This is a genomic window from Methylocella silvestris BL2 (genome assembly GCF_000021745.1).
Lineage (GTDB): Bacteria > Pseudomonadota > Alphaproteobacteria > Rhizobiales > Beijerinckiaceae > Methylocapsa > Methylocapsa silvestris.
This window is the reverse complement of sequence record NC_011666.1, coordinates 2283247-2309314: the sequence shown is the minus strand read 5'-3', so window position 1 is coordinate 2309314 and position 26068 is coordinate 2283247. Positions and strand designations below refer to the sequence as shown.

The following is a 26068-nucleotide window of genomic DNA, read 5'->3' as shown; positions in this document are numbered from 1 at the left end:
AGCAAGACTTGGCGGCCACGCTCAGGCGCTCTGCGCCGATGACGCCGACTTGTGTCGTCACAGCTGCGCGGCGAGCGCCGCGAAGGCGGCGTTATTCGCGGCCGGATCATTAAATCGCAGCGACAACAAAGGGGCGGCAGTAAAATGCGCGAGGGTTTCGCGCGTCGCCGCGAGCGTCACGGACGAGCCCGACGTTTCATTGACGATGATCGCCCGCGCTTCAAGCTCGCGCGCCCGCATGGCCTCAAGCCCCGTCAGCGCATGGCTGATCGCGCCGAGATAGGAGCCGGCGACAAAGATCAGCGGCAGTTTTAGCGCCGCCATAAGGTCGAGGGTGGTCTCGCGCTGGTTCAGCGGAACCATGACGCCGCCGGCCCCCTCGATCAGCATGACGCCGGGGGCCGCCGCCACCGCAGCCTGGCAAAAACCGGCGACCTCGTCGAGGTCGATCGTCCGGCCTTCCAGCGCCGCCGCCATATCGGGCGAAAGCGGCGCCCTGAATCGCCAGGGCGCGATTTTTTGCAGCGTCTCCGTGGTCGGCGGACGGCCTAGCGCTTCGAGCAGCACGGCCGGATCGCTGCCCTCTGGCGCGGAGGGATCGAAGCCGCTGACGACCGGCTTCAGCGCGTCCGCCGCGCGGCCCTGCGCCCGCAACGCGCGCAACAGCCCGGCGGTGACAAAAGTCTTGCCGAGATCCGTTCCGGAGCCGGTGATGAAATAGGCCGCCATCGCCTTACAGTTTCACAATATCGCGCACGGCTTGCGCCACCCTTGCGACATCCTCATCCGCATGTCCGGCGGTGAAGGCGAAGCGCAGCCGCGCCGTGCCGGCGGGAACCGTCGGCGGACGGATCGCGGTAACGAGAAAGCCCGTATCCGCCAATTGCCGCGAGGCGTCGAGCGCCGCCTCGGGCGCGCCGACGATCACCGGGACGATCGGGCTTTGCGCCTCCGGCAGGCCCAGCGCCGCGCAAAACGCCCGAGCCTTGGCGAGCGGCTTTGCCGTCAGCTCCGGCTCGTTCTCGATGATTTCGAGCGCGGCGAGCGCGGCGCCGGCAGAGGCGGGGGGCAGGCCGGTGGAATAGATCACCGTGCGCGCGCGCGTCTTCATGAGGTCGATTACGGCGGCCGAGGCGCAGAGATAGCCGCCATAACCGCCGATCGCTTTCGACAGCGTGCCCATTTGCAGCGGGACCGGCGGATCGCCGGCGGCCGCCACCGAACCGCGCCCGCCGCCGATGACCCCAAGCCCATGCGCGTCGTCGCTCATCAGCCAGGCGTCATGGGCGGCGCAGAGGGCGGAAAGAGTGGCCAGAGGCGCGCGGTCGCCGTCCATGGAAAAGACGCCGTCGGTCAGCAGCAATGCATGCCGATATTGCGCGCGGCTCGCGGCGAGAATCGCTTCGGCGTGGGCGACGTCATTGTGGCGAAAGACCATCGTTTTGGCGGGCGAGAGCTGCGTCCCGGCGAACAGACAAGCATGCGCCAATTCGTCGATCAGAATCAGATCTTTTGCGCCAGTGAGGGTCGGCACGATGCCGGTATTGGCGAGATAGCCCGAGCCGAAGACGCAGGCGGCCTGCGTCCCCTTGATCCGCGCGAGGCGCTCTTCAAGCTCGACGAGCAGCGGATGATTGCCGGTGACGAGCCGCGACGCGCCGCTGCCCGCGCCATAAAGATTGATCGCCGCGATGGCGGCGGATTTTACGGCGGGATGATGGGTCAGATTGAGATAATCATTGCAGGAAAAGGAAATGAGCCGCCGTCCGCCGCGAAGAATATGCACGCCGTCCTCGCGCGCGGTGGGCTCCAGCCGCCGGCGCAGATGCGCGGCGTCGAGTTCGGCGAGTTTTGCGGCGGCGAATTGTTCCAGCGAATGGGTCAGGACGGAAGTCCTCGGTAACGCGGCGAAAGCCTGTTTTCACGCAAGCTTTTGCGCAATATGCGCGCTCAACGCAACCGCGCGCAAAATCAGCTTAAGGCAAAACTCATGAGCGCAGCCGATTGGCTCGAACAAGGCCTGCCGCATATCTGGCTGCCATATACGCAGATGCAGACCACGCCGCCGCCGCTGCCGGTCGCGAGCACAAAAGGTTCGCGCATAACGCTCGCCGACGGGCGCGAGCTGATCGACGGAATCGCCAGCTGGTGGACCGCCTGCCACGGCTATAACCACCCGCATATCGCGCAGGCGGTTCGCGGCCAGCTCGATAAAATGCCGCATGTCATGTTCGGCGGCCTCGCGCATGAGCCGGCGCTGACTCTGGCGCGCCGCCTCGCCGCGCTTTTGCCCGATCCGCTGGAGCGCGTGTTCTTTTGCGACAGCGGCTCCGTCGCCGTCGAAGTGGCGATGAAAATGTCCGTGCAGTTCTGGCTCAACCAGGGTTTTACAGGCCGCACGAAATTCTTGTCGTTCCGGGGCGGATATCATGGCGACACCTTCGCCTGCATGTCGGTCTGCGATCCCGAGGAAGGGATGCACAGCCTGTTCGCCGGCGCTTTGGCGAAACAAATCATTGCCGATCTCCCGGTCGATGAGGCGAGCGAAGCGGCCTTCGATCGACTGCTCGCCGCGCATGCGGAGGAGCTTGCCGCTATTGTCGTCGAGCCCCTGGCGCAGGGCGCCGGCGGCATGATCTTTCACGGAGCCGAGGTCTTACAGAAACTGCGCCGCGCCGCCGACCGGCATGGGATCTTGCTGATTTTCGACGAGGTCTTTACCGGATTCGGCCGCACCGGGACCATGTTCGCCTGCGAGTCGGCCGGCGTCGTCCCCGATATCGTGGCGCTGTCGAAAGCCTTGACCGGCGGCACGATGGGCCTCGCCGCGACCATCGCGAGCCGAAAAATTTTCGAAGGTTTTCTGTCGGACGATCCTCTGCATGCGCTGATGCACGGCCCGACCTTCATGGCCAATCCGCTCGCTTGCGCCGCCGCCAACGCTTCGCTAGATCTGTTCGAGCAGGAGCCGCGCCTCGCCCAGGCGGCCGCGATCAGCGAGGCGCTGAAGCTGGGTCTCGCCCCCTGCCGCGATTTTCCGCGGGTCAAGGATGTGCGCGTGCTCGGCGCCATCGGCGTCGTCGAGCTCGACCGCATCGACGATATGAACGGGCTGAAGCGGCGTTTCGTCGAGGCGGGCGTCTGGGTGCGCCCGTTCCGCAACATCGTCTATCTGACGCCGGCCCTGACAATCGGCGAGGGCGAGCTGAAATGTCTAACCGATGCTGTGGTCGCCGTGGTCGGCGAGCGCGCGCGGGGGAGCTAGGCTGGCGGAGGGCTGGCGCCTGCGGGATGTTGGCCGCGGCTGCAGCGCGTCGAGGGCGTCGCTATTGGCGCGCGCCCAGTCATAGAGCATTTCCAGCGGCTCGACGAAGCGCGCGCCGAGAGGCGTTACGCGATATTCGACCGCGGGCGGCCGCGTGTCGCGCACCCGTCGGGCAATGAGCCCGCTCGCCTCCATCTCGCGCAGCGTCTGATTCAACATTTTCTTGGAAATGCCGGGCAGGCTGCGGTGGAGCACGCCAGCCCGCGCGCAGCCGCCGAGGCGCGCGTGCAGCGTGTGCAGCGCCATACTGGTCCATTTGACGGCGAAAATCTCGAGGATGCGACGCGGCGCGCAATCCTCGCGGCCTTCGTCATCCGGCGTGCCTTGATCCATATCGGCGGTCACCTTTTGGAGCCCATAACCCGTTTTGGCGCCTTCTGGCGCGGCGCTGGGGCTCCCCTTAGATAGGACGAAGACCCGTCAGGAGCCAAACCATGACAAAGACCGCCCTTATCGCCGGCGTGAGCGGCATCGTCGGCGCCGCCGCCGCAACCCTCTTCGTGGAGAACGGCTGGGAAGTGTTCGGGCTCGCGCGCAAACCATTGGCGCAAAAAGGCGTCACGCCGATCGCCTCCGATCTGCAGGAGCCGGCCTCCCTTTCCCCGGCGCTGGCCGGGATCCGCCCGAGCCATGTTTTTCTGACCAATTGGTCGCGGCAGGCGACCGAGGCCGAAAATATCAAGGTCAATCGCGCCATGGCGCGCAATCTGCTCGACGCCCTGCGCCCGGCCGGAAGCGTCCGCCACGTTGCTCTCGTGACGGGCCTGAAACACTATCTTGGACCGTTCGAGGCCTATGGGAAGGGAACGCTGCCGGCGACCCCTTTTCGCGAGGAGCAGCCACGGCTCGACGTCGAGAATTTTTATTACGCGCAGGAGGATGAAGTCTTCGCCGCCGCCGCCCGCGACGGATTCGGGTGGAGCGTGCATCGGCCGCATACGATCATCGGCAAGGCCGTCGGCAATGCGATGAATATGGGAACAACTCTGGCGGTCTATGCCGTCATCTGCCGGGAGACGGGAAGGCCGTTCCGTTTTCCAGGTTCGGCCGCCCAATGGAATGGCCTGTCCGATATGACGGATTCGCGCCTGCTCGCGCGTCATCTGCTCTGGGCGGCGACGACTCCGTCGGCGGCGAACCAAGCGTTTAATGTCGTCAATGGCGATATTTTTCGCTGGAGCTGGATGTGGAGCCGCATCGCCGACTGGTTCGGGATCGAGGCGGCGCCCTTCGATGGGCGGGTCGAGCCGTTGGAAAAGCAGATGGCCAACGACGCGCCCGTTTGGCGCGCGATCGCGGAGCGCTATGGCCTGGGCGAGCCGGACATCGCGCGGCTGGCGTCGCCGTGGCATACGGACGCCGATCTCGGACGGCCGATTGAGGTCGTTACCGACATGTCGAAAAGCCGGAAGCTCGGCTTTACCGCCTACCAGCCGACTGACGACGCCTTCTTCGATTTGTTTGCGGAGCTGCGCGCGGACAGGCTTATCCCGCCGGCTTGACTCCAAGCCGGCCGGCCGCCCTTGGCGACGCCAGCCAACGGAACTCAGTCCTTTGCGCCCTTGGCCTTTTCTTCGGGCGCCTTCGGGCAGACGACATGGGTCTCGGTGCGGGTGACGCCATAGCCTTCGTCGAGCGCGACTTTTTCAGCGACGCAGCCTTCGGCCAGCGCTGCGCTCGCCTGCGAATCGGCGAGCGAGGGGTCCGGGGTTCCCATATAGATTGCGAAAATGAGGCCGAGACTGAGGACAAAACCGAAGATCGAACCCAGCCTGATCATGTCGCATCCATTCCTATGCCGCTTCGATAAGCTAAACAGCTAAGCTGCCCTTACGGTTCCGCTTGCGCGGCTTCCCGCCATCGAAAAAAAACGGCTCCACAGTCCGGATGCTAGGTAGCTGAGGCGCCCCCGCCAAACTAGTGCAGGGGGGACACAGTGCGCGGGGTTCGGTAAGGCGTTTTGATGTTCGGCAGGTTCGGGCGTCATCCAGAACAAAAACGGAACTTGCGCCGCCGCGCCGCCTCCGCTAGGCGTCTTTGAATGGGCAAGACCGTCTCTCCTCCCGCGCCGCCGTCCTCCGGCGGAACCGAACCCGTCAATCTGCGCGAGGCGCTGGAAGAGCGCTATCTCGCCTATGCGCTTTCGACCATCATGGGCCGCGCCCTGCCGGACGCGCGCGACGGGCTAAAGCCCGTGCATCGCCGCATCCTCTACGGCATGCAGATTCTCAGGCTCGACCCCGGAACCGCCTTCAAGAAATGCGCGAAGATCGTCGGCGACGTGATGGGCTCGTTCCATCCGCACGGCGATCAGGCGATCTATGACGCCCTCGTGCGCCTCGCGCAGGATTTTTCCTCGCGCTATCCGCTGGTCGACGGGCAGGGCAATTTCGGCAATATCGACGGCGACGGCGCCGCCGCCTATCGCTACACCGAAGCGCGCATGACCGACGTCGCGCGCCTTCTCCTGGAGGGCATCGACGAGGACAGCGTCGATTTCCGCGACAATTATTCCGGCGACCAGCAGGAGCCGGTGGTGCTGCCCTCGGCGCTGCCCAATCTGCTGGCCAATGGCGCGCAGGGCATCGCGGTCGGCATGGCGACCTCGATCCCGCCGCATAATCTTGCCGAACTCTGTGACGCCGCGCTTTATCTGCTCTCCCATTCCGACGCCTCGACTGATCAGCTTCTGAGCTTCGCGCCGGGGCCGGATTTCCCGACCGGCGGCGTGCTGGTCGAATCAAAACAATCCATCGCGGAAACCTACCGGACCGGCCGCGGATCGCTGCGCCTTCGCGCGCGCTGGTCGAAGGAGGAGGCCGCGCGCGGCGCCTGGACGATCGTCGTCACCGAAATCCCCTACATGGTGCAAAAATCGCGGCTGATCGAAAAGATCGCCGAGCTTTTGAACGACAAGAAGCTGCCGCTCGTCGCCGACATCCGCGACGAATCGGCCGAGGATGTGCGCGTCGTCATCGAGCCCAAAAGCCGCACGGTCGATCCCGCGCTTTTGATGGAGCATCTGTTCCGGCTGACCGAGCTTGAGACGCGCTTTCCGGTCAATCTCAATGTGCTGGTTGACGGCGTCGCGCCGCGCGTCGTCTCCTTCAAGGAGGCGCTGCAGCAATGGCTCGACCATCGCCGCGAGGTGCTGGTGCGCCGCGCGCGCCACCGCCTCGCCGAAATCGTGCGCCGGCTCGAGCTGCTGGCCGGCATGCTCATCGTCTTCCTCAATCTCGACGAGGTGATCCGCATCATCCGCGAGGAGGATGAGCCGAAGGAGCGGCTGCAACTGGCCTTCAGCCTCTCCGACATGCAGGTCAATTATGTCCTCGACACGCGGCTGCGCAGCCTGCGCCGGCTCGAGGAAATGCAAATCCAGCGCGAGCATGAGGCGCTCGAAAAGGAAAAACTGGAGCTCGAGGCCTTGCTTGCCGACGAGGCGAGGCAGTGGAAAAAGATCGCCGCCGAGATCCGCGATCTCAAGAAGAAATATGGGCCCGAAACCAAACTCGGGCGCCGCCGCACGAGCTTCGCCGAAGCGCCCGACGTCGGCGAGATCGATTTTGCCAGCGCCATGGTCGAGCGCGAGCCGGTGACGGTGGTGGTGTCCGAAAAGGGCTGGATCCGCGCGTTGAAGGGCCAGGTCGCCGATCTGTCGGGACTGCAATTCAAGGGCGATGATTCGCTGCACATCTCCTTTTTTGCCGAGACGACGTCGAAGATTCTCGTGCTGTCGGGCGATGGAAAGATTTTCACCCTCGACGCCGGCAAATTGCCGGGCGGGCGCAGCCAGGGCGAGCCCTTGCGCCTGCTCGCCGACATTGGCGAAGGCGAGAGCGTCGCCGCTGTGTTTCCCTATGCGCCGGGGCAAAAAATGCTGGTCGCGACCGATGACGGACGCGGCTTCGTCGTTTCGCAGGACGAGATGATTGGCGGCACGCGCAAGGGCAAGCTGCTGCTCAATGTGGAAAAGCCGGGGATCGCGAAAATCATCGTCCCGGCCGACGGCGACCATGTCGCGATCATCGGCGAGAACAGAAAGCTGCTGGTGTTTCCGCTGGATCAGGTTCCGGAAATGGCGCGTGGCAAAGGCGTGCGCCTGCAAAAATACCGCGACGGGGGCGTCGCCGACGCCAAGGTTTTTTCAATAGTCGAGGGGCTGAGCTGGAAAGATTCGGCGGGGCGCGTTTTTGTTGTCGCGAAGCCGGAGTTGGCGGAATGGATCGGCAACCGCGCCGAAGCCGGCCGTCTGCCGCCGCGAGGTTTTCCGAAGAACAACCGGTTTAGGTGAGTGGAAAGTCTAAATACAACCGAAATCTATGCGATAATGTCTTTTATATTGGAGGTCGGGGTGCACTGTGGAGTGGGGATCGTTCATAGGGCCGGCCGTTATCGCCGCCGGCGTTTCGGGGATTGTCTCTGTAGTTGGCTTGATCGTATCGACTTGCACGGCTCGCGCTATCCATACCGAAAAACTGGCATTTGATCAGAACCAGGCGGCGCAAAAGCTTGGATTCGACGAACAACTAGCCGAGCGGAAGGTGAACGCCGACATCGCGTTGGCCGAGAAGAAGATCGCACTAGACGCGAGCCTTGCCGACCGGAAGCGTCGGCAGGATTTGGCGGAGGAAGTTCTTTCCGCTTTTTACCAGATGGTCGACACGATCCGGGCTATCCGCTCTCCCGGCGGCTATCCCGACGAAGGCAAGAATCGTCCAATAATGCCCGGCGAAAGCGAAGACGTAGCGAGGATGCGAGACGCCTATTACGCGATCGTCGAACGCTTTGAAGCGCGCAGAAAGGAGATAGCTGATCTTATGTCGAGGCGCTATCGCATGACGGCTTGGTTCGGCAAAGAAGCGGATGAGCCGTTCGAAATTGTGTATCGCGCCTTGAGTACGATTATTGTCTCGGCGCGCTCGCTGATTGATTGGGCGGACAAGGACTCTCAGACATCCACGCCAGATAACCTCGCACTTTGGGATAAAATGCAGGGAGATATCTGGCAGGGAGCGGCAACGCCGGACACGATAGGCGACGACGTCGACCGCGCTATTGTCCTCATCGAAACGATCTGCCGCCCAGTATTGCAAGAGCCAGCGAAGTGAACCGGCTCGTCCCGATCCTTTTCAACCCTACGATTGCAATCGCCGCCGCCGGCGAGCGCGCCTTATACGCTTCTTTTCATTCTTCACCGCGCAGATCCGGACACCGAAAACGCGTCGCCCTATGACCCGCGCGGCCGTTGCAGTCTTCGATTGGGTTGAGCCGAGGGCATGCCGAGCACGACCGGCCTTCCCTCAAACCCCGGCCCTTAATCGCCCTTGTTGGCCGCATTGACCGGCACCAGAGAGAGCTGGCTGCTTCCCAAAATCACCGAATCGGAGCCGGTGGTGTAATAGATGCGCGGATCGACCGCGATCATCTTGCACCCTGGCGGCGCGGAGCTGGAGCCGACATAGGCGTGGCCGGTGTTGAAGGTCAGCCCGCCGCTTGGGCAGCTCGAATTGCAGGGCGCCAGCGGATCGCCGACCGGGCGGCTGCACAATTGCGCCGAGGTTCTTGCCGGGACGGTCGCGGTGATCGTGCAGATGCTGCTTGTTTGGCTGGCGAACTGGAACTGAACGAAAACCGAGCAGGCGACATTGCTGTTATTGAAGATCCCCACCACGGTGACGCTGCGTCCGGTCGAAAACGCCGTTTGCGACGTGTAAAAGGGGATGACGTAACGGGCGGCCTGGCCCGTCGGCGCCGGCAGGGGGGCGGCCTGAGCGCCAGATTGTTCAGCCACCGGCGCGCTCGGAACCCCTGCGTCGCTGCTTGCGGCGCGCGAAGGCGATGATGGGGCGCTGAGGATCAGGAGGGAGGCGGCGGCTGCGAAAAGTGTCGTTGAACGCGCGTATGATCGCATGGCTAAACTCCGATCGCTTGAGTTAGCGATTCTTAAGACCCGGCCGAACTCACTCGGCTGAGCAAAAATCGCTTCCGCTTCAAAAGCTTGGAGTTATTGCGATACATTGAGCCCGTTCGATCGGAATATGCTCTAGCGCACGCGTTAAGAAAAAAATAAACGCAAGAATTCGCAACCATCAAGTATAAACGGCCAAGGTCATTCGTTGTCCTGTCCGCGTTCGCGGCGGCGCGGCGTTTGAACCGACTTCCGGCGCCGTCGTCCAAATAGTTTGAGAAATCAACGTCCGCCGGTACAATTTTGGCATGGCCCTGAGGGCCGCGCCGCACTACCATATCCGGGGCCGCCTCACGGCGCGCCGACCGGATGTCAGTCTCGCGGAATCGAACGGAGCCGCTTCATTGAAAGAGCCGACCTCCCCTCCGCTTGCTTCCTATGCGCTGGCGGGACCCGGCACGCGGCTCAATGACATCTATGTAATCGACCGGCTGATCGCCACGGGCGGGATGGGGCAGGTCTTTGTCGGCCATACCATCGAGACCGCCGACAAGGTGGCGATCAAGATGATCCGCCCGGAACTCGCCCAGAGCGACACCTATCTGGCTCTCTTCCGCAAGGAGGCCGCGGCGCTGCATCGGAGCCCGCACGAGGCCATCGTGCGTTATTATCTCTTCACGACCGATCCCGAGCTTCGCTGCCCCTATCTCGCGATGGAGTTCGTCGAAGGGGAATCGCTCGCCAGCCTGCTCGAGCGCGGGCCGCTCGATCTTGGCACGGTGCGCATCCTGCAGCGGCGGCTCGCGGCCGGGCTTGACGTCGCGCATCGCGCAGGCGTGATCCACCGCGATCTGTCGCCCGACAATATCATTCTTCCCGACAACGACCCCAACCGGGCCAAAATCATCGATTTCGGCATCGCCCGCGACTCGAAGGGCGACGCGACGGTGATCGGCGGCGAGTTCGCCGGCAAGTCGAACTATGTCTCGCCCGAGCAAATCGGCCTCTTCGGCGGCGAGGTCACCACCAAATCCGATGTCTACAGTCTCGGCCTCACGCTCGCCGCCGCGCTGGTGGGACGGCCGATCGACATGGGCGGTCTGCCGGCCGAAGTGGTGCGAAAACGCAGCAGCGTGCCGGATCTGAGCGAAATGCCCGCCGAGATGCGCCCGCTGCTGCGCAGCATGCTGCAGCCGCGCCCGGAGGACCGCCCGACCATGGCCGAGGTCGCCTCCGCCCCGACGGTCATAGCGCCCGCCCCGGCGGGCCGGCCGGTCCCGCAAAAGCGCCGCTGGATCCTGCCGGCCGCAGCGGCGGGGGTCGCGGCGCTGATCGGCGCCGGCGCGGTCGCCATGCTCAGCCTGGGCGATCGTAAATCGAGCAATCTCAGCGAATTCCCGCTGGGGGCGCCGCGCCTCACCGCGGAAGCGCCTTCCGATGCGGCGCCGCCGCCCGCCGAACCGTCTCCCCCGTCGCCGGCGTCTGCCGCCGCGCCGCCGCCCGCCGCGCCTGCGCCGCCTGTCCAAACCGCGACGAATCCAATCCCCCCCAATCCAGGTCCGCTCGCGCCGGCGTCGCCAATCCTCAGCGCGCCGGCGGGGGTCCCCGCAACGGCGTCGGAGCCGCCGGGCGCGGCGCCCGACCACGCGACCGCCGCGCAACTCTCGGAGCTCAAGCTCTCGGAGGTTTCGCCCGCAGCGCCCCCGGCGCGGCCCCCGCGGCCGGCCGTGGAGCCGAATGAGGTGGAGACCGCGGGCATTGTCGCGCGACCCGCGGCGCCGTCGGGCTCCTCTGCTCCCTCGCCCGAGGGCGCGATCCGCGACTGCGACGGATGTCCGGAAATGCTGCCGCTGCCAGCCGGCGTTTTTTCCATGGGCAGCAACGCCGATCCGAGCGAAAAACCGATCCGCAAGGTCAAGGTCGCGCCTTTTGCAGTCGGGCGCTTCCCGGTCACGGAGGGCGAATGGCGGCTCTGCGTCGACGCGAAAGGGTGCAGCTTCGATCCTGGCGGCGACGAGGGAGCCCCCGTCCACAACCTCAGTTGGGACGACGCTGCGCAATATGTCGACTGGCTCTCGAAGCTGACCGGCCATCGCTATCGCCTCCTCAGCGAAGCGGAGTGGGAATATGCGGCGCGCGGCGGCGCCCCGACGCGCTATTGGTGGGGCGAACAATTCAAGCCGGACATGGCGGCGTGCCGCTCCTGCGGCGACCAAAAAACCGAAGGGCCGCCCAAGATCGGTCTGTTCCCGCCGAACGGCTTTGGCCTCCAGGATGTGACCGGCTCGGTGTCGCAATGGGTGGCGGACTGTTGGCATCGCAGCTTTAAAGGCGCGCCGATCGATGGGAGCGCCTGGATAAGTCCGAACTGCCCCGAGCGGGTTCTGCGCGGCGGCTCATGGAACAGCGCGCCCGCGGATCTCAGGGTCACCAACCGGGAATTCTACGATCCGAAAGTCCGCTACCCCGGCCACGGACTTCGCGTCGGCCGCGACCCATAACGGCTTGGCGGAACGACGGCGCCCGATGACGCGGGCGGACGGCAAATCCATTGAGGGAGCGACGCGATGAGCAACTGGACCAAGACGGCATTCGTACTGTGCGCGATGACGGCCGCCTGGCCGGCCGCCGCGCAAGCGCCGGCGGCGACGCCCTCCGAATCCGCCGCGCCGGCGCCTTACCAGCAAATGGCGACGCCGGCGGGCGCGAAGCTCTACATTATCTCGCCGGCCAATAAAGCGCGGGTCCGCTCGCCCTTCACGGTTCAGTTCGGCCTGAAAGGCATGGGAGTCACGCAGGCGGGGAACACATCCGCCAATGCCGGGCATCATCATCTTCTTGTCGACGTCAAGGAGCCGATTTCCGAGACGGAGATCATTCCCTCGGACAAGAACCATCTTCATTTCGGCGGCGGCCAGACCGAAACGACGCTGGATCTGCCGCCGGGCCGGCATACGCTCCAGCTCGTCCTCGGCGACGCCAAGCACAGACCCTTATCGCCGCTGCTGGCGTCGCAAAAGATCGAGGTGACGGTGGTCTCGCCGACGGCCAAGAAGAAGAAACATCGGCGGCCGGGACATTATCACTATTGACAACTGCAACGCGCGCCGCTCTGCAGGCTGCCGCTGACGCTCCTCCCGCGCTCGCGGCATTGTGGCGATTCACACCCAGGCGCTGCGCTTCACATGGGTAGATCCCTCATCGAGACATTCTCGAAAAAGGGGGATTTGATATGCTTATCGATCGCATTGTGAAGGCGGCGGCCGTAATCGCGTCAATATTTGCCGCTTCGAGCGGGGCGGAGGCCGGGACGCTCAAAGCGCCTTATGGGCTCGCTGTCGACCAAAGCGCCGGCTCGCTCTATATCGCTGATCCGGCGGCCGGCCAGATCATTGCTTACAATCCCAAAGCGAATGCGCTTTCAGCGTTCGCGCTCGTTAGCAATCCGTTCTCGCTTGCTGTCAACGGCAATGGGCTGCTCTATGCCGGGATTGTCGGCGCAGGCGGCCATATCAACGTCTATAATGCGCAGGGCCAATCAATCAATTCGATGCCCGTGCCGCCGGGCGACAGCCCGATCACAATGGCCTTTGACGCCGACAATATTCTCTATCAGTCCAAAGGCGTCAGCACCGGATTGGGAGAAATAAACGCCTACACGAATGATGTCACCCTGCCGTATAATCAGGTTCTCGATTCGCCGCCGTCTGGTTTCAGTTTTATTCCTTACAATAAGCTTCAAACATATACCGAGATGCCCTCCGGGACGAAATACGCCCTTGGCTATGACAATGGGCAGATTTTTATGCTTGGAAATTTACCGGGCCACGGCGGCAACAGGAATATCTACGATACACAGTTGCTTCTTTCAGGCCACGCCCAGGATTTCTCCAATCAGGTCGCCCAATGCTTTGATGCGAATTGCAACGCATGGATCAATAATCACATTCTCGCGCTGACGGGCTCGTCCTTCGCGGCGGCAGTCGACGCCAATCACAATATTTTCTACACCGACCCGGATGGGATGGACATCGCTGTTACGGGAAAGCCGCCGGTCTCATTTCGGAAGCTATTGACTAATCTTCCATCTTCGCCCTACGGGATCGCCTTCGACAAGGCGCGCTCACGCCTTTACGTTTCCTTCCCGGGCGAACATCTCATCCGCGCCTATAAGGTCACTTACTCGACCCAGAATGGCGTCAAGGTCCCGGCGCTGTCGATGCCTCCCGCTCTCATCCGGTGAGCTGGGCCGGGAACATAACGAGGGTCTGGGGCAGATACGACGCCTCGAAAACAGGGCCGGCGCGTTACTCCACGCGCTCCCAGCCGCTCATCGTCAGGCGCTCCTGCGGCAGGAAACGCTCCTTGTAAGCCATCTTCTGCGAGCCCTGGACCCAATAGCCGAGATAGACATGCGGCAGGCCGAGGCGGCGCGCGCGCTCGATATGGTCGAGGATCATATAGGTTCCGAGCGAGCGCTGCGTCTCTTCGGGCGCATAGAAGGAATAGACCATCGACAGCCCGTCGGCGAGCAGATCGGTCAGGCAGGCGGCGGCGAGCGCGGTTTCTCCGCCGCGTTCCCCATCGGGCGCCCTATATTCGACCAGCCGGCTCTCGACATGGCTGTCCTCGATCATCATCGAATAGTCGAGGACGGTCATGTCGGCCATGCCGCCCTCGCCATGGCGGGCGTCGAGATAGCGCCGAAACAAACTATATTGCTCTGAGGTCGGCTCAGGACGGCCGACTGTGCTGATAAGATCGCGGTTTTGTTCGATGACGCGCCTGAAGCTGCGCGAGAGACGAAAATCATCCACCTTGACCCGGACCGAGACGCAGGCGCGGCAGCGCTCGCAGGCCGGCCGGTAGGCGATGGTCTGGGAGCGACGAAAGCCGGACAACGTCAGCTGATCGTTGAGCCCGACGGCGCGGCCGCCGATGAGATGGGTGAAGACCTTGCGTTCCTGGCGATCGGGAAGATAGGGGCACGGGGAGGGCGCAGTCAGATAGAACTGCGGCGCGTCGCGCGGTTCTCTCGTCAAGCCGGTCTGCCCCTTTGAACCCGTTTTCATCTTCGATCAATCAGGCTAGCGGTTTCTGAGGCGGCCGCAACTGAATAAAATGCAGGTCAGGCCGGCCGCCGCGTCATGATCACGCCGGCGAGGATATCGTGCAAACATCTTTTTCCGTCGGTGACGAGCGCGACAAGAAAAATCGGCATGAACATGGTGCTGAAATAAAACAGGACCGCATGCGCGGCCGCGATCAGAAACGGAACGCGCTGACCGTCGACGGTGCGCAATTCGAGATCCATGGCCCGCATCCCTGGCGTCGCCATATTCGGCCCGGAGACGGTGAGGCCGTTGTAGAAGAAGGCGACGAAGGGAAAGATCGGCGGCAGCAGCAGGACCGACAGACCGAAGGTCAGAAGGGCGAGCGCGAACCAGATCGCGATCGAAAAGATCGACACCAGGATAAAGTCGAGGAAAAAGGCCGCGACGCGCCGCATCAGCACGCCCGAAAACGCCGCCGGCGGGAGATTGGCGGGCAGATAAGGCGCGTTGCTGACCGCGACCCTGTCGAATTGTCCCAGATTGCTCATTGGCGCTCTCGATCCAAGTTTTTCGCGCAGGAGTTGGCGGGAAGGCCCGCGCGTCTCTTATTTGGCCACGCGGCGGGCGCGCACAAGGGCGTTTTGCCGCCCCTGAGCGTCGCCGTCCGTCGGCGCGGCTGGGCCTCGCCTCATAATCGCTATTTTTCCGCCCGAAGAAAACAGAATGCGGCGGCCGTATCGCTGAAGTCATGATTGCTCCGGAGCCGGGATGAGCCGCGCCGACAAGGCATCCGCAACCTTGCTGACCCTTGGCGGCGGCTGCCTCGACCAGGGCGGGCCGCGCGGCGAGCCGCCTGAAAATTTCGTGCGCCTCGCCGATGTCGCGCCTGGCGTCCGCCAGGAGATGCGCTACGCCGGCTCGGAAAATTTTATGGGCCGCCCCGTTCCGGGCTATTGCGCCGGCCAATGCTGGCTGCGACGCGAGGTGGCGGAGGCGCTGGCCGCCGTGCAGCGCGACGCGGAGAGCATGGGGCGGCGCCTCGTCGTCTATGATTGCTACCGGCCGCAGCGCGCGACGCGGGCGTTCATCGCCTGGGCGGCCGATCCCGCCGACGAACTCATGAAGGCGGAGTATTTTCCCCATCTCGGCAAAGAGACGCTATTCGATCTCGGCTATATCGCCCGCGAATCGGCGCATTCGACCGGGGTCGCCGTCGATCTCGCGCTGATCGGGCTTGATTTCGGCACGCCCTTCGATCTCTTCGACGAAGCGTCCGGCTCGCATTTCGCGGGGCTGAGCGCCGAGGCGAAGCAGAACCGCGCCGAACTGTTCGCGCTGATGGAGCGGCACGGATTCGTCAATTTCGACAAGGAGTGGTGGCACTTTACGCTCGAAAATCTCGAAGGCGTCGCGCCGCATGATTTCGACGTGCGCTGATGCGGCAGGCGCTGCGCCAGCTCGAGGTGGAGACGAAGGGCAAGGGCCTCATCGAAATCACGCGCGAGATCGCCGCCTTTGTGAAGCTGGAGCGGATCGAGACCGGCCTTCTGACGCTGTTTTGCCGCCATACCTCGGCCTCCCTGCTTATTCAGGAGAACGCCGATCCTGACGATCAGGCGGATCTTCTGAGCTTTTTCGAGCGCGCTGCTCCGGAACAGGCCGCGCTCTATGTCCATGATTTGGAGGGGCCGGACGACATGCCGGCCCATATTCGCGCCGCGCTGACGCAAACCCAGCTCAGCGTGCCGGTCGCCGGCGGCGCCATGACGCTCGGGACCTGGCAAGGCGTTTATCTGTTCGAGCACCGGCGAGCGCCGCATCGGCGCAGCGTCGTCATGCATCTTATCGGCGAGTAATTTACGAAAACGTCCGTCGCAAGCTTCGCCGTCAGGGACGGATTTTCGTGATAGAGCGTTTGGTTTACACAAGGCGGCGAGACGGCTCGCGGAAAACTCTGCCTTTTTCGACGCAACGGAGGCCCATATGGCGCAAAAAGCCGACATCACGGCGGCGGTCCTCGTCATTGGCGACGAGATCCTGTCGGGCCGGACGAAAGACGCGAACAGCGGCTATATCGCGGACTATCTTGCGGCGATCGGCGTTGATCTTCGCGAGGTGCGCGTCATCGGCGATGTCGAGCCGGAAATCGTCGCCGCGGTCAATGCGCTGCGCGCGCGCTATGATTATGTGTTTACGACCGGGGGCATCGGGCCGACCCACGACGACATCACCGCCGACGCCATTGCGCGCGCGTTCGGAGTCGGCATATCGGAAGATCCCCGCGCGATCGCCCTCCTCCTGGAAAAGATCAAGCCGGAGGATCTGAACGAAGCGCGCCGGCGCATGGCCCGCGTCCCGCACGGCGCCGAACTGGTCGAGAACGACATTTCGAAGGCTCCGGGCTTCTGGATCGGCAATGTCATCGTGATGGCGGGCGTTCCTGCGATCATGAAGGCGATGCTCGATCGCGTCGGCCCGAAGCTCTGCAAGGGGCTGAAGGTGGTGGCGCGCGCGATTCTGGCGGACAATATTCCGGAAGGCGCCTATGCCGCGGGTCTCAGCGACGTCGCGCGCGCCAATCCCGCGCTGTCCATCGGCTCCTACCCTTCCTTTCGCGATGGCGGCTTTCGCAATGAGATCGTGGTGCGGGGGAAGGACGCAGACCAGGTCGGCGCGGCGGCCGTAGCGATTGAAGCGCTCCTCGCCAGCCTGCGCGAGGGCGAGGCCGGACGCCAGCGCGCGCAGATGAAATCGCGCCAATGAGCGCATCCCCGCCGCCTTCGTCGTCCTCTGCGCCGCCCGTTTCGCAAAAGGCCTTTCACGTCTCCTGGGACCAGTTTCACCGCGACGCGCGGGCTCTGGCCTGGCGCCTCAGCGCGAGCGGTCCGTTCTCCAGCATGATCGCGGTGACGCGCGGCGGCCTCGTGCCGGCGGCCATCGTCGCCCGCGAACTCGATCTGCGGCTGATCGATACTTTTTGCGTCACGAGCTATGTCGCCGAGGGGGTGCAGGGCGAGGTCACGGTGCTGAAAGGCGTCGCGGCGGAGATCGCCGCCGGCGCCGGCGCCGGGGTGCTCGTCGTCGACGATCTCGCCGACACGGGCGCGACGGTCAAGCAGATCCGCGCGCTGTTGCCGAAGGCCCATATCGCAACGGTCTACGCCAAGCCGCTCGGCGGGCCGCTGGTCGACACCTATGTGACGGAGGTGTCTCAGGACACCTGGATCTATTTCCCCTGGGATCTCGGCCTCAGCTTTCAGGCGCCGATCGCCGACGCGCGGCGCTGAACGGCGCCAAGCCAGCTTGCCGAGACGCCCCTCAGCAACTAAGGCTCAGTTTCATTGCGGACGTGGCGAAACTGGTAGACGCAAGGGACTTAAAATCCCTCGACCTTGGTCATGCGGGTTCGATTCCCGCCGTCCGCACCATTCTCCCCACGAAATGATCCTCCTCACAGAGAAGTCATTTTCATGAAGCTTTCGTTTCGGCTTGGGTAAAACAACGATTGCAAAGATCGGTCATAAAAAAAGCCAGTGAGCATCGTCTGTATGTCATTCTATACCTGCGCTGCCCGACTGGCGATCGCGCCGTCCGCCAATATTGTTGCTGGACTTCGGCGTTTCGATCTTGGCCGGCGACGATGACTATTTTCCAGGAAGAATTTTTCGGCTCCCAAAGATACGGGCGGAGCTGCAACTGAGCGTCGCGTGATTGCAAAGTCCGGCGCACATTGGCCATACATAACCAGGCGGGGGCTTCCCATGCCAAGTCCTGCGATCTCCGCGCTTCTCAACAGTCTATCCTCGCAACTCACCCTCATCGACGTGGGCGCGCGCGGCGGCGTTTCGCCGAATTGGGACGATCTGGGCGACGAGGCGCGGCTGATCTGCTTTGAAGCCGACGCCGAGGAATGCGATCGGCTGAACGCACTGTCCCAAGGCAAAGCAACCTATATCCCGTGCGCGCTTGCAGGACATGACCAGGGCGTCGAGATCCATCTCACTGCGAACCCCAATTCCTGCTCCATCCTTTCGCCAAACCGCGCCCTCTACGAGAATCTTCCAGCCTTCAAAGGCATGCGTCCGATTGGAACGATGCGCCGCCCCTCGATGACGCTGGACCGCTATTGCGCGGACCACGCGATCGGCGACGTCGACGCGCTGAAACTCGATACGCAGGGGTCTGAACTCGATGTTCTGAAGGGCTGCGCCGAGGTCCTGAAATCAGTCTCCTTGATCGACATAGAAGTCGAATTCAATGAGCTCTATGAGGGGCAGCCGCTGTTCGGCGATGTCGACCGCTTTCTCCGCAACCATGGCTTCGTGCTGTGGCGGCTCAATCATCTTGCCTTCTGCTCCAATGGGCTGCTCGAGGACTCCGCCGCGCCGGTGCTGCTCCATTCTGTCGACGGCGACGCCTACCAGTCGGTTCCGCAAGCCAACGGCCAATTGTTTTGGGGCGACGCGCAATATGTCCGGCGTGAATTCGTCCCGACCCAGCCCGACGCAAAGCTTGACCGCGAAAAAGCGCTAAAGGGCGCGATTCTCGTCGGTCAGCAAGGGCATTGGGATCTCGCTTTGGAGATGCTGCGCAAATCTGGCGATGCGGAGCTCCATTCCTTGCTCGCGGCGATGGTCAAGCCTCTCGGCGCGGCCGCCACGCCCTATCCGCAGCAGCTCGCGGAGGCCCATGCGGAGGTGGAGCGGCTGCGCGGGATTCTCGCAAAACGGCGCTGGTTTGACTGGCTCGACAAGCGACACTAGCAAGTCTCGCGAACGACGCCGTTTCGTCCTGCAGACATCAGCATAAGCCTCTGCTCATCCCGGCGGATTTGGTCCGCCATCTAGCCAAGGCGGCGCGCGGGTTTTGGCGCGTGGAGCTTCCGCGCGCTTGTCTTGCAGCGCTCTCGCGCAAAAGGCGCGGCGACTTCTGGCAGGGGGATGTTTCGCCTTCTAATCGATTGACCGGCGCCGCCTTTGCGCTGATCCTGCCGACCGCGCGCCAGCCCGCGCCGTCCTTCAGGCCGCCGCCTCCCGCTTCCCGAGGAAGAGTCCCCCATGAAACTCGCCGACGTCCGCCAAAAAGCCTTCGCCATGCCCTTGAACGACCCGGCCTATCCGCGCGGGCCGTATAAATTCTACAATCGCGAATTCATCATCATCAGCTATCGCACCGATCCCGACGAGCTGCGCGCCGTCGTGCCCGAGCCGCTCGAAGTGGTCGGCGACACGGTGAATTATGAATTCATCCGCATGCCCGATTCGACCGGCTTTGGCGACTATACCGAGACGGGGCAGGTCATTCCCGTGCGTTTCACCGGCAAGGACGGCGTCGTTCAGGAAGGCGGCTATGTCCATGCGATGTATCTTGACGACAATTCGCCGATCGCCGGCGGGCGGGAGATCTGGGGTTTTCCCAAAAAGCTGGCGACTCCGAAAATCTCCCATGAAAGCGAGACGCTCGTCTGCACGTTGCATTACGGCTCGGTGCTCTGCGTCTCGGCGACCATGGGCTACAAGCATCGCGAACTCGACAAGGCGCCGCTGATCAAGAGCCTCGCCAAGCCCAATTTCATGATCAAGATCATCCCGCATGTGGATTGCACGCCGCGCATTTGCGAACTCGTGCGCTATTATTGCGAGGACGTCACGGTGAAGGGCGCCTGGAGCGGCCCCGCCGCCATCGAGCTGTTTGAGCACGCAATGTGCGACGTCGCCCGACTGCCGGTGCGCGGGGTTGTTTCGGCGACGCATTTCGTGACCGATCTGACGCTCGGGCTCGGCGAAGTCGTCTACGACTATCTGGCCTGAAACGAGGCTTGCGGCTCGCGTTTGAAGCCAACGCCCGCGGGCGGGGCGGCGCTCAGCGCGCATCCCCCGCCGCCGGCCGCGGGCGCCTAGGGATCGCCGGCGCTGTTCCAGTTCGGCGCAAGGTTAAAAGGCGACAAGGTTAAAAGGCGGAAGTCGAGCGATCTCCTCTCCTGCATCGGGCGGCCCGCATATTGTTTTCGAAGGGGCTTGCGGCCCGCGCCGCGCGCTTGCGCATGACTTGCGGCCCGAGGATTCATTCGGTAGAAGATAAGCGGAGTTAAATCAAAGTCTTGGCGTTCTTGGCAGACCGCCCTGTGGTGATCGAAATGCGTCGCGCCAGCGCGCAAACATCTTGCGTGCGTGGGCTCGGGATGAAGCGCAGCGTGGCCCGGATGGCAGTTCCGGTTTATTCAAATTATTATTGAATAAATAGACAATACTAAACTTTATTTGAGAAACCATGAATTTAGTCCGACAATAAGTATAAAATTACATTTATTATTTAATCTGCTATTCACGGCTGATCAGTATTCTCGAAGGATAGGCGCTGGTCGCATCGGCGAGAAATCGCTCGTAGCGGCGACAAATTGAGTGGACGAGGCTTTCTATGGTGCATGCTCTGAAAAGCGAGGCCAATCCGGCGCAGGGAGAGCGTTCAGCCGAGGTGCGGCCCAACTATCTCGAAGCTCTGACCCTGGTCGAGCGGCTGCATCGCCGCTTGCTGGACGTCGTCAAAGACGAGTTCGACCGGCGCGGCCGCAGCGACGTCAATTCGGTGCAGGCCCTGTTGCTGTTCAACATCGGAGACAAGGAACTGACCGCCGGCGAATTGCGCACGCGCGGCTATTATCTTGGATCCAACGTCTCCTATAACGTGAAGAAACTGGTCGAGACCGGCTATCTCCATCACGCCCGTTCCCGCATCGACCGGCGCGCGGTGCGCATCAGCCTGACCGACAAGGGCCGCGACGTGCACGCCATCGTCAACGGCCTTTACGACAAGCATGTGCTGACGGTAGAGCAGATCGGCGGCATCAGCGGCGACGAATTCCAGCGGCTGAACAAATCGCTCGGTCGCCTCGAGCGTTTCTGGACGGACCAGATCCGGTACCGGCTTTAGAGCCAAAGCCTCGGACGGCGCTCGATCGCGACGACTTCAAGTCGTTAGCGCATGAGGCCGGTCCGAAAAGGCTGCAACGTTTTCGTCATCCCGCTCTGGAGGACGGTTCAACCAGTCCCGTGGCTGAACGCCTCCGGCGTCCATCTTGCCCTGAGCGCGGAAAATTGCCCTGCGGCTTTTGAAATGCGGCGATCCCGCCTCGCCCCCGCGCCGCCGCCCGCCCGACAGGGAAGCGCCCTCATTTCGGCTGCGCGCTCAAAACGGCGGCTAAAGCTCGACCATTACGAGCGCTTGCGTTGGAATATGCTCCGCCTGGCGCCAGGCGCGATTGCCCCATGCGGCGCCGTAAACGCTGCGGCGCCCTATTTGTGCCTTGTTAACCATCAGGATGCTATAGCGCGAACGGAGGCGGCTTCAGGCCGCCTTCACGCCTGCGTGTTTTGCGTCGGCGCAGCAAACATGGTGAGCAGGGATCATCGGTTCTGCGGGCATGTTTCGGCCAATTCGCGAGAGGCTCGCGTCGGCCGTTGGTCTTGTCCCGTCTCTGTCGCTGTTTTGCGATGAGGTCAAGCCGCGACGAGCGAAGCTGAAGGGGAAGCATAAAGTGTTGATCCGAGAGGGTAGGTTCAAAATGGCGAAAGATCATCGCAACGTCTCGTTGCGCCAGCCGGCAATCGCCGCCATCCTGACAGGCCTTTGCCTCGGCGCCTCGCTTCCGGCGCTCGCGGCCGGCTACAGCGATCAGGCCGAATGGGCGCAGCGCTATGACGCCGCGCCCCGACTCGCCGTCACGCGCTCGAACACTCCGGTCCTGTCGCAGCAGACGCTCGCAGCGACCGAGCAGGCGATCGAGACTTATCGGCAGATCGTCGCCAGCGGCGGCTGGAACATGGTTCCGGCGTCCAATGTGCTGAAGCTCGGCGTCAGCGGCCCGTCCGTCGTCGCCTTGAGAAAACGCCTTGTTGCCTCGGGCGATCTCGACGCGTCGGCTGGCGCGTCTCCCGTTTTCGACTCCTTCGTCGAAGCCGGCGTCAAGCATTTTCAGGCGCGCCACGGCCTGCTCGAAACCGGCCTCGTGTCGAAGGACACTTTTGCGGCGCTGAACGCGACCGCCGACCTTCGGCTGCATCAGCTTGAGATCAATCTGATTCGGTTGCGCTCCTATTCCGGCAATCTCGGCGAACGCTTTGTCATGGCCAATATTCCGGCGATGGCGGTCGAGACGGTTGAGAATGGCGCGGTCGCGACGCATCACGCCGCGGGCGTCGGCAAGATCGACCGTCAATCGCCGGTCATGATGACCAAGGCGACCGACATCAATTTCAACCCCTTCTGGACCATGCCGCCGTCGCTGATCAAAAAAGATCTGATCCCGCGCATGCAGAAGAACCCCGATTACCTGACCGAACATAAGATCCGGATTTTCGACAAGGACAATCAGGAGGTTCCGCCGAGCCAGATCGACTGGACGACGAATCAGGCGACCAACTACCGCTATCGGCAGGATCCCGGCGGCGACATCAATTCGCTCGGCGTCGTGCGCATCAACATCAGCAATCCTTATGGCGTCTATATGCATGACACGCCGGAAAAAGGCGTCTTCGGCGATGATTTCCGCTTTGTCTCTTCCGGCTGCATCCGCGTTCAGAACGTGCGCGACTATGTCGCCTGGCTTTTGAAGGACACGCCCGGCTGGGATCGCGAACATATCGATGAGGCGATCCGCTCCGGTCAGCGCATCGACGCCAAGCTCGCGACGCCGGTTCCGGTCTATTGGGTCTATATCACCGCCTGGTCGACTCCTGAGGGGCTGATCCAGTTCCGCGACGACATCTATCAGCGCGACGGCTTTGGCCCGACCGCCAGCTCCGGCGTCGGAGCGCCTTTGGAGCAGGCGATCCAGCCTGACTCCGAGCGCCCGATCAGCGCCGCCAGCGCGCGGCCGCTGCCGATGAACGACGACGAGCAGCAGTAATCCGCGGCGCCTTTCGCGCACGTTCGATAAAGCAAAGCCGCCAAGAGAAATCTCGGCGGCTTTCGTTTGCGGCGCGGATCGTGATCCCTCGCTCCGGCGCTTTCGTCGATTATTGCGTCGCCCGTGCGGAATTCAACACGACGCCATTCAAAACGGCGACCAGATCCCGTGCGTAAGAACTCTCCCTCACTTCGGAGAACTGGCGGAAGGCGCAGGCGCGCTCACGGCGCCTGAACCGGCGGCGAAGGTGAAATCGCCGCCAAACAGCGCCTTGAGCTTGCCGAGAATCGCCTCGAGATCAGCGGGGGGAACCGATCCGCTGAGGTTGATCTTCGCGCCATCGAAGTCGGCGGTCAGCGCCGGGACTTTTAAAAGCTCAAGCGCCGCGGGAAGTTTTGCAAGCCAGGGCGCCGGGGCGACGTTCGGCTCGACGCTGACAGCGCTCGAGACCTTGTCGCCGAACGCCTTCTTCAGCGCGTCGAGAATCGCGCTGCGGGCGGTGTTGTCGCCGACGACGCCGGAAGCGGTGATCACGCCATTGTCATTGGAGAATCCGAAATGCGCCGGGGTCAGCGCGGCGGCGGTTTCGCTGGCGGCCGGCGCGGGGGCCGGCTCGGGGCGGCTCGTGACGAAATGATAGACAAAGCCGATTGCAAGCAGGGCGCCGATGCCGGGGATAAAATACCGATCGAGGCCGGTCGAGTCCCTTCCATGGCTGACTGCGGCCGAGGGCGGCGTCGCGCTCGCGGTTGATTTGCCCAACGCCGGGTTCAAGGCCGGCGCGGCTGCAACTGCGGGGGCTGAGCCAGCGGCCGGAGCGCCGGCGAGAAAGGCGGCGACGGCCGGCGGCGCGGAGGCGGGAATAGCGCCGCCTGCCGTCAGCAGGCCGATCAGCTTCGGCGCGAGAAAGGCGAGCGCCTCGGTCACGACTCCCCTGTCGAGCCCGACCTTTTCAGCAAGCGCGGCGATTGTCTCTTCGCCGAACGCCTGCGCTGCGCCTTGCTGGCCGAGCGGGGGATTGTCGGCTTGGCCGATCCAGGAGGCGACGAGGCCGCCAAGGCCGGCCGATTTGAAGCGATCGAGAAAGCCCTCGAATCCCTTGGGGCCGCCGAAAACCAATTGCAACAGCCCCTTGACGAGAGGCGCAGCCTCGGGGCCGATCCCTAGTCGGCTTCCGACATTTGCGACGAGCGCTTCGATTTGCGACATGGGTTGCTTCCTTTGATCCAGCGGCGACGCCGCCATTCTTTTATGCGTCGATATGCGCCGGGCGCAAGGGACTGTCGGCGGCGGCGCGGTGAGGCCACGCTTTCGCGCCGCGCAGGGTCGCCGGCGAGGGGCTCAGTCAGGGAACTAATTTTCATGCTGGGCGTCCCGGAGGGCCGATTTCCTCCGGCGATGGCGAACAAAAAAACTTTGCCCCATCCCAAATAATTCCATGATGCGATCTGCTTCCTTCGTCGTAAGCGCCATGTTATGGCGATCAATCGATGAAGCGTCGCGCCATAGCGTAGGGTCGCGCGCCGACGCGGAATGAACGTTCCTGCTGCAAAGGGAGATCGCAGATGAGCCAGGCCAATGCCGAAATCGGAGGCCCTGCTTCCAATTCCTTCTTCGCTGCGCATCTCAAGGACGTCGATCCCGAAATCGCCAATGCGGTCGAGCTGGAGCTCGGCCGGCAACGCCATGAGATCGAGCTGATCGCGTCCGAAAACATCGTCTCCAAGGCGGTTCTGGAGGCGCAGGGCTCGATCCTGACCAACAAATACGCCGAAGGCTATCCAGGCCGCCGCTATTATGGCGGTTGCCAATTTGTCGACATCGCCGAAACGCTGGCGATCGAGCGCGTCACCCGCCTGTTCGACTGCAAATTCGCCAATGTTCAGCCGAACTCCGGCAGCCAGGCCAACCAGGCGGTGTTCCTTGCGCTGATGCAGCCGGGCGACGTCTTTATGGGCCTCGATCTCGCCGCGGGCGGACATCTGACGCATGGCTCGCCGGTCAATCTGTCGGGCAAATGGTTCAAGCCCGTGGCTTACGGCGTGCGCCGCGACGATCATCGCATCGACATGGAGCAGGTCGCCAAGCTTGCCGAAGAGCATAAGCCGAAAATCATCATCGCCGGCGGCTCGGGCTATCCGCGGCATTGGGACTTTGAGGGCTTTCGCAAGATCGCCGATTCGGTCGGGGCCTATTTCTTCGTCGACATGGCCCATTTCGCCGGCCTCGTCGCCGGCGGGGTGCATCCCTCGCCATTCCCGCATGCGCATGTCGTGACCTCGACGACGCACAAAACCCTGCGCGGTCCGCGCGGCGGCCTCGTCCTGACCAATGATCCGGACATCGCGAAGAAGATCAATTCCGCGGTGTTCCCCGGCCTTCAGGGCGGCCCCTTGATGCATGTGATCGCGGCGAAGGCGGTCGCCTTCGGCGAAGCGCTGCAGCCCGATTTCAAGGTCTATGCCCGCCAGGTCGTCGACAACGCCCGCGCCTTGGCCGCGACCCTCAAGGACGCCGGCTTCGATCTCGCCTCGGGCGGCACCGACAATCATCTGATGCTGGTCGATCTCCGGCCGAAAAACCTCACCGGCAAGGCGGCGGAAGCAGCGCTCGGGCGCGCCTCGATCACCTGCAACAAGAACGGCGTGCCCTTCGACACGGCGAGCCCGATGGTCACCTCCGGCGTCCGCCTCGGCGCGCCGGCGGCGACCTCGCGCGGCTTCGGCGTCGCCGAATTCAAGAAGGTGGGCGAACTGATCGCGGAGACGCTCGACGGTCTTTCGGCCAATGGCGAGGCTGGAAACGGCGCGGTCGAAGCCAAGGTCAAGACGACCGTTCTCGAACTGACGGGACGTTTCCCGATCTATTGAGGC

General features: G+C 63.2%; 24 protein-coding genes and 1 tRNA gene. 17 read left to right on the top strand and 8 right to left on the bottom strand.

Annotated features, from left to right (window positions below; translation table 11 throughout):
• Positions 1-57: 57 nt before the first annotated feature.
• Both bioD and bioF read right to left on the bottom strand, forming a co-directional pair.
• Positions 58-729, bottom strand: a complete 672-nt coding sequence (gene bioD / locus MSIL_RS10895; RefSeq protein WP_012591142.1) for a dethiobiotin synthase — start codon at positions 727-729, stop codon at positions 58-60.
• 4 nt (positions 730-733) lie between these two features.
• Positions 734-1825 (bottom strand): 8-amino-7-oxononanoate synthase, encoded by a 1092-nt coding sequence (bioF, locus tag MSIL_RS10890; protein ID WP_083772210.1) that lies wholly within the window; start codon positions 1823-1825, stop codon positions 734-736.
• Positions 1826-1990: 165 nt separating this feature from the next.
• Between bioF and MSIL_RS10885 the strand changes: the two genes are divergently transcribed.
• Complete coding sequence (locus tag MSIL_RS10885; protein WP_012591140.1) at positions 1991-3265, top strand: adenosylmethionine--8-amino-7-oxononanoate transaminase; 1275 nt, start codon at positions 1991-1993, stop codon at positions 3263-3265.
• On the opposite strand, the gene MSIL_RS10880 is transcribed toward MSIL_RS10885, so the two are convergent.
• Positions 3215-3670 carry a winged helix-turn-helix transcriptional regulator gene (locus MSIL_RS10880; RefSeq protein ID WP_244406111.1) on the bottom strand — a complete coding sequence of 152 codons (456 nt, stop codon included), beginning with the start codon at positions 3668-3670 and terminating at the stop codon, positions 3215-3217. The two genes, MSIL_RS10885 and MSIL_RS10880, sit on opposite strands and share 51 nt — an antisense overlap.
• An 89-nt stretch (positions 3671-3759) precedes the next feature.
• Here MSIL_RS10880 and MSIL_RS10875 point away from each other — a divergent pair, with 89 nt between their 5' ends.
• Positions 3760-4827 carry an SDR family oxidoreductase gene (locus tag MSIL_RS10875; protein ID WP_012591138.1) on the top strand — a complete coding sequence of 356 codons (1068 nt, stop codon included), beginning with the start codon at positions 3760-3762 and terminating at the stop codon, positions 4825-4827.
• 44 nt (positions 4828-4871) lie between these two features.
• Here MSIL_RS10875 and MSIL_RS10870 read toward each other — a convergent pair whose 3' ends face one another.
• Positions 4872-5105: a hypothetical protein gene (locus tag MSIL_RS10870; RefSeq protein ID WP_012591137.1), complete on the bottom strand. Its 234-nt coding sequence runs from the start codon at positions 5103-5105 to the stop codon at positions 4872-4874.
• A gap of 261 nt (positions 5106-5366) precedes the next feature.
• Here MSIL_RS10870 and parC point away from each other — a divergent pair, with 261 nt between their 5' ends.
• Positions 5367-7619 (top strand): DNA topoisomerase IV subunit A, encoded by a 2253-nt coding sequence (parC, locus tag MSIL_RS10865; protein WP_012591136.1) that lies wholly within the window; start codon positions 5367-5369, stop codon positions 7617-7619.
• A gap of 67 nt (positions 7620-7686) precedes the next feature.
• On the top strand, positions 7687-8436 hold the full coding sequence (locus MSIL_RS10860) for a hypothetical protein (protein ID WP_012591135.1): 750 nt from the start codon (positions 7687-7689) through the stop codon (positions 8434-8436).
• Positions 8437-8642: 206 nt separating this feature from the next.
• Here MSIL_RS10860 and MSIL_RS10855 read toward each other — a convergent pair whose 3' ends face one another.
• Positions 8643-9119 carry a hypothetical protein gene (locus tag MSIL_RS10855; protein ID WP_041367903.1) on the bottom strand — a complete coding sequence of 159 codons (477 nt, stop codon included), beginning with the start codon at positions 9117-9119 and terminating at the stop codon, positions 8643-8645.
• Between the two features lie 521 nt (positions 9120-9640).
• On the opposite strand from MSIL_RS10855, the gene MSIL_RS10850 reads away from it, so the two are divergent.
• The 3 genes from MSIL_RS10850 to MSIL_RS10840 all read left to right on the top strand — a co-directional run bounded on the left by MSIL_RS10850 (position 9641) and on the right by MSIL_RS10840 (position 13479).
• Positions 9641-11737, top strand: a complete 2097-nt coding sequence (locus MSIL_RS10850) for a bifunctional serine/threonine-protein kinase/formylglycine-generating enzyme family protein (RefSeq protein WP_012591133.1) — start codon at positions 9641-9643, stop codon at positions 11735-11737.
• Between the two features lie 66 nt (positions 11738-11803).
• Positions 11804-12328, top strand: coding sequence for a DUF4399 domain-containing protein (locus tag MSIL_RS10845; protein ID WP_012591132.1), 525 nt, complete (start codon positions 11804-11806; stop codon positions 12326-12328).
• Between the two features lie 140 nt (positions 12329-12468).
• The gene (locus MSIL_RS10840; RefSeq protein WP_012591131.1) at positions 12469-13479 is read left to right on the top strand and encodes an NHL repeat-containing protein; all 1011 of its coding nucleotides are present in this window, start codon (positions 12469-12471) and stop codon (positions 13477-13479) included.
• 64 nt (positions 13480-13543) lie between these two features.
• Here the strand turns inward: MSIL_RS10840 and MSIL_RS10835 are convergent, their stop codons facing one another.
• Together MSIL_RS10835 and MSIL_RS10830 are read right to left on the bottom strand one after the other, a co-directional pair.
• Positions 13544-14278, bottom strand: a complete 735-nt coding sequence (locus MSIL_RS10835; RefSeq protein ID WP_012591130.1) for an arginyltransferase — start codon at positions 14276-14278, stop codon at positions 13544-13546.
• Positions 14279-14364: 86 nt separating this feature from the next.
• Positions 14365-14838 (bottom strand): RDD family protein, encoded by a 474-nt coding sequence (locus MSIL_RS10830; protein ID WP_012591129.1) that lies wholly within the window; start codon positions 14836-14838, stop codon positions 14365-14367.
• Positions 14839-15058: 220 nt separating this feature from the next.
• Between MSIL_RS10830 and MSIL_RS10825 the strand changes: the two genes are divergently transcribed.
• From MSIL_RS10825 to MSIL_RS10785, 9 genes are all read left to right on the top strand, one after another.
• Entirely contained in the window at positions 15059-15727 is a 669-nt protein-coding gene (locus MSIL_RS10825; RefSeq protein ID WP_012591128.1) for a M15 family metallopeptidase, read from the top strand.
• Positions 15727-16146: a secondary thiamine-phosphate synthase enzyme YjbQ gene (locus MSIL_RS10820; protein ID WP_012591127.1), complete on the top strand. Its 420-nt coding sequence runs from the start codon at positions 15727-15729 to the stop codon at positions 16144-16146. The genes MSIL_RS10825 and MSIL_RS10820 overlap by 1 nt, the downstream gene beginning before the upstream one ends.
• Before the next feature lie 127 nt (positions 16147-16273).
• Entirely contained in the window at positions 16274-17053 is a 780-nt protein-coding gene (locus tag MSIL_RS10815) for a competence/damage-inducible protein A (RefSeq protein WP_012591126.1), read from the top strand.
• Entirely contained in the window at positions 17050-17577 is a 528-nt protein-coding gene (gene gpt / locus MSIL_RS10810; RefSeq protein WP_012591125.1) for a xanthine phosphoribosyltransferase, read from the top strand. Before MSIL_RS10815 ends, gpt begins: the two co-directional genes overlap by 4 nt.
• A gap of 56 nt (positions 17578-17633) precedes the next feature.
• Positions 17634-17718 (top strand) — tRNA-Leu (locus tag MSIL_RS10805).
• 333 nt (positions 17719-18051) lie between these two features.
• On the top strand, positions 18052-19053 hold the full coding sequence (locus MSIL_RS10800) for an FkbM family methyltransferase (RefSeq protein ID WP_012591124.1): 1002 nt from the start codon (positions 18052-18054) through the stop codon (positions 19051-19053).
• Between the two features lie 294 nt (positions 19054-19347).
• On the top strand, positions 19348-20100 hold the full coding sequence (locus tag MSIL_RS10795; protein WP_012591123.1) for an acetoacetate decarboxylase: 753 nt from the start codon (positions 19348-19350) through the stop codon (positions 20098-20100).
• 607 nt (positions 20101-20707) lie between these two features.
• Positions 20708-21220: a transcriptional regulator LdtR gene (gene ldtR, locus MSIL_RS10790; RefSeq protein ID WP_012591122.1), complete on the top strand. Its 513-nt coding sequence runs from the start codon at positions 20708-20710 to the stop codon at positions 21218-21220.
• A gap of 631 nt (positions 21221-21851) precedes the next feature.
• On the top strand, positions 21852-23195 hold the full coding sequence (locus MSIL_RS10785; protein WP_012591121.1) for a L,D-transpeptidase family protein: 1344 nt from the start codon (positions 21852-21854) through the stop codon (positions 23193-23195).
• 186 nt (positions 23196-23381) lie between these two features.
• On the opposite strand, the gene MSIL_RS10780 is transcribed toward MSIL_RS10785, so the two are convergent.
• Positions 23382-24404, bottom strand: a complete 1023-nt coding sequence (locus MSIL_RS10780; protein ID WP_012591120.1) for a YidB family protein — start codon at positions 24402-24404, stop codon at positions 23382-23384.
• Positions 24405-24760: 356 nt separating this feature from the next.
• On the opposite strand from MSIL_RS10780, the gene glyA reads away from it, so the two are divergent.
• A complete protein-coding gene (glyA, locus tag MSIL_RS10775) occupies positions 24761-26065 on the top strand; it encodes a serine hydroxymethyltransferase (RefSeq protein WP_012591119.1) in 1305 nt (434 codons plus the stop codon).
• Positions 26066-26068: the final 3 nt, after the last annotated feature.